Source organism: Sulfobacillus sp. hq2 (assembly GCF_002903155.1).
GTDB lineage: Bacteria > Bacillota > Sulfobacillia > Sulfobacillales > Sulfobacillaceae > Sulfobacillus > Sulfobacillus thermotolerans.
This window is the reverse complement of record NZ_NWUL01000004.1, coordinates 1-3803: the sequence shown is the minus strand read 5'-3', so window position 1 is coordinate 3803 and position 3803 is coordinate 1. Positions and strand designations below refer to the sequence as shown.

The window sequence follows — 3803 nt, the reverse complement described above, 5'->3', positions numbered from 1 at the left end:
GGTTTGCCTATCCCATAGCCCGATCAACAGAAATGCCCCGACGTCGGCCAGACGCATAACCGCAGAGGTCAATCAAGAAATCCGAATACCCCATTTTATTAATGGTGGTTCCGTTTTCCCCGACGGCTACGATAGCTTCCCTCTTGTTGCTCGTTCGCGGACTTCTTGTAGAGATGGACGTGCCCACCCGACAGTCCTATATTGCTGCTGTTGTTTTGCCAGAGGAGCGGGTTCAAGCAACCGGAATGACATCGCTTGGAAAACAATTCGGAAGAGCTATCGGGCCAGTAGTAGGAGGGTGGGCATTAGATACGCTTGGGTCCCTTGGCCCCTTTATTGGCGGTGGGATAATTAAAATTGTCTATGACCTAACACTTTGGTATTCATTCAAAGGCCTAAAACCAAATCCGCACGAAGATATGGTGGAAAATCGTAGATAACGTCAGTATTCTGGTTTAAGCAGCAGGACCTGTGTCAAGCCTGTGCCGACAAGTCGAACATTTGGTAACTGCTCCCATTTTACAGACACCGGGCACCATGGGCTATCGGGTGCCAGTGGAACCGACCTCACCGGCGACTTACATTATCGACGGTGGTTCTCACCGGAATTTATAACAGTCCCCTTTATACACCTACCGCGGTCTACTGGTATATAATGTCTTAACTTAGTATTTACCAAAAATCTTATCAAAGACTTACAATGGGTCATCTTCTTACCGATGAGCCCTCGCAAATGCTGTAAGATTTTCTCGCCAGTAGGTAAGGTGGAGCTTGCTGTACCTTCGGGCTCCTCTGGCTCTGTCAACCTTGGCCCGTATTGGATCAGCGAAGAAAGACATCAGGGCGGAAAATCCGCTTCTCAATCTCTTACAAAGCCGGATCTGCCGGTATCCACAGCCGCTTGAGCCAAGGGATGGTGAAACGGTCTAACAACAAAAGTACTAAAGTCAAATTCCTCATATATGGGCGGGGTGGCTTCTCTCTCCGGTGCAAACGAACCCCCCATCAGACCGTAGCCTAAAACGTTTCCGGTCCGGGGAGTGCGAGAGCGAAGTACTGAACTTTCATGGCCTGTTTTGTTTCCATTCGTGTGGTGCCGGCGACAAGCCATGGTCGGATAAGTTTGGATAAACTCCCGAGAGTTTTCCACCCAACGTGCGGAAGAGCCTTTTTTCTTGACAATAAACAGGGGATCGCGCGCCATAGCCGTGCAGGCATTTTCGGTTCCTACGATTATCACAAAGTCACATGGATTCTTCGCTACTACGTGCTCGTCACCAGCTTCAAGACAGTGTATCACCGCTTTGCTCCATTAAAATACGGCAGAGCCCTTGGCCGTCAGGCCGGGAAGGAGCCGAGTAAGAGAAGCCCCCCGTTCTGCCCATGTCAGTGAATGTTTGGGGGCGTCTGCGATAACCTTGACCGCGAAAGTCCCATGGTATCCGAGCCCAGATTAGACGATGCCGCTCCAGCAGAGCCTCGACGCGTATCGCCAAGGATACAATTATATCTCAGGAATGGTTTACACCACGCGCGTCCTCCAGCAACCCGTAATGCATACGCATACCTATCGGCCCTTGCGGGTTCAATTTGGATTGCGCTCGCAAAAGGCCCAATCGGTCATTAAAACCGTCCTAGCTCGGTACAAGAGTGTGCTGGCCCACGGGCATCCGTAGACCCGGGACCAGTTTACGAAACCCGCCTTAGGTCTCGTCTGGAATCGCGACTATTCCCTGAAGGCCGGCGCATTCTCGCTCAATACGTGGCCGGCCGCGTGCCGGTCCCCTTCGCCCGGCAGGCATGGAACGATTCTTCGACGGGACCTAGCAGTTTGGCACGACGCATCTCGTCCACCGCCATAGCCGGTGGTCCTCCATGTGCCGACGACATAATCGGGATAAGCGCCGACACCACCCGATTGGCGCTATGACCTGCACCTTCAGGGAATCGAGTAACCGGTGGGGAGTCGCAAGCTCCGCCCTTTAGTTATCTTAGGCGAAGCTGAAAATTGTTGCTACAAGCCGCCCCATTCCTCGTAGACGTTTCTATGACGAAGATTCTTGTGCCAAAATAGCGTGGCGTGATGTTTTGCAAACATTGATCAGCTAGCGTTACCGCATTCCTGTACAATGAGCACCATCCGTTGAATCTCCGATGGCAGGTCGTCCAGGTGGCGGTTCAGTTGTTGAATCACGTCTTCCGGAATATAGCGCGAGGCTGGTTCGACTGGACGGGGGATATCCTCGGAATAGATCAGGCGCTGTGCAGGCACGGAAGCCCATCCTTCCGGGCCGCCACCTCCAAAAAGGTTCGGAGACCAATCAGCCGCTTTTTTCGAGAGTCATGGAATAGTGAGCTCCCCTGCAAATAGCCCAAATACTCAAGAATCAGAGGGCGGTCGATCTCTTGTGGCGCGATAGGCTGTGTACGACTCCGCAAAAACCGTCCAAACCACGTTAATGCCATGAGGCGATTCTGACATTCTGGAACCGAATTGGTGGCCAGGCTATAGCGAATGAAGCATTTGCCCGCAGTTTGCAACCACTCGGGGGCCAGATGGGTAAAATTCAATGTATAATCCGAACGCGATCCGTTGACGGATACCCCCAACTTTTTGACGTTCCAAACCGATTTCTCGTATTCTTCACGCCCATCATACGCGTCCTCGAGGATTCGGTACAACTGACGCAAAATAGAGAGTGTCGGATCGTCTTTATGATAGACCCGTACGGTCTGGCTCCCATCCAACCGTTTCTCGACGAGTTTTTGTGCGATTCCCTTCGTCGTGAGATACGTCCGAAACGACACCAGATGTTTCGCCACGTCTTGTTCCACCAGCGACGTTGTACAGATGGCCGACGTGTTCAGCCAGTCCATCAGCACCTGTAACTGGTGCGCTCGCGACTCAGGCGGGCAAACAGATCGAAGACGGCCGGATACGTGAGCGGTTGGCCGGGCCCCACCCCACAGATTGACAAAGACATAGTCGCTGTCAATGCCATCCAATTCGTGGACCAGGTAATCGGCATGGCGGAGATTTAAGGCTTGTCCAATCCGCATCCCGGTTTCATACAGCAACGCGACCAAAAACCGATCCCGACGATGTCGGCAGTGCGCCAAAATCTGCTGAACTTGGTCTACCGTTAAGGTTTTCGGGACCTTGCGTGGCGCTTTCAGCTTAATGATGCGTACCTGAGACGGCCGGGTTTTCGTGGATGGTGCAAAAATCCTTTGTACCGCCGTGCCCCATAGTGCTCCTTCATCCCAGGAATTTCTTCGATATGCCCCACACGGGCGTGGAAATCATAAAACGCCGACACGGCCGAGAGGACGGCGTTGATGGTCGCTTGGGTGCGTTGGGCTTCCGTGCTCTGCATCGGCAGTGTGCCCGGCTGGGGATTGCGCAACCATGCCACAAATTGAGCCAACGTCTCCAAGCCTGCCGTTCGCCAATCTTGATGGGTATCCCTCAAAAACTCCCAAAAGAGTTTGAGGTGATGCGCATACGCATGAATGGTGTTGGGCGATGCCTCGATATTCTTCAAAAAGGCCATGTAATCTTCAATTTCAGGGACGGGAAGAAAATCCTCTCCCACGACGGTCCATGAGATGTGATCGCCATCCTTCCTCCGAGGATAACGAACCTTCTGTACCTTCATCGCACACACCTTCATGTTTTACACGTAATAGAATTCCTCTAGTTAAATTATTCGGGTATCCGGATTCTGTGATTGATTTTCGGGATTCGACCGCACATGACAATTCGAAGCAAAATCAGATTCTATGATTGATCTGGGTGGCGT

The 3803-nt window shown here is 52.2% G+C and carries 3 protein-coding genes; 1 reads left to right on the top strand and 2 read right to left on the bottom strand.

The window, feature by feature from the left end; genetic code table 11:
* Positions 1–101 precede the first annotated feature (101 nt).
* A complete protein-coding gene (locus CO251_RS17965) occupies positions 102–440 on the top strand; it encodes an MFS transporter (protein ID WP_103373782.1) in 339 nt (112 codons plus the stop codon).
* Positions 441–2253: 1813 nt separating this feature from the next.
* Here the strand turns inward: CO251_RS17965 and CO251_RS00075 are convergent.
* Together CO251_RS00075 and CO251_RS00070 are read right to left on the bottom strand one after the other, a co-directional pair.
* Positions 2254–3177 carry a tyrosine-type recombinase/integrase gene (locus tag CO251_RS00075; protein WP_255398078.1) on the bottom strand — a complete coding sequence of 308 codons (924 nt, stop codon included), beginning with the start codon at positions 3175–3177 and terminating at the stop codon, positions 2254–2256.
* The gene (locus CO251_RS00070) at positions 3174–3659 is read right to left on the bottom strand and encodes a site-specific integrase (RefSeq protein WP_158246085.1); all 486 of its coding nucleotides are present in this window, start codon (positions 3657–3659) and stop codon (positions 3174–3176) included. The genes CO251_RS00075 and CO251_RS00070 overlap by 4 nt, the downstream gene beginning before the upstream one ends.
* Positions 3660–3803 lie beyond the last annotated feature (144 nt).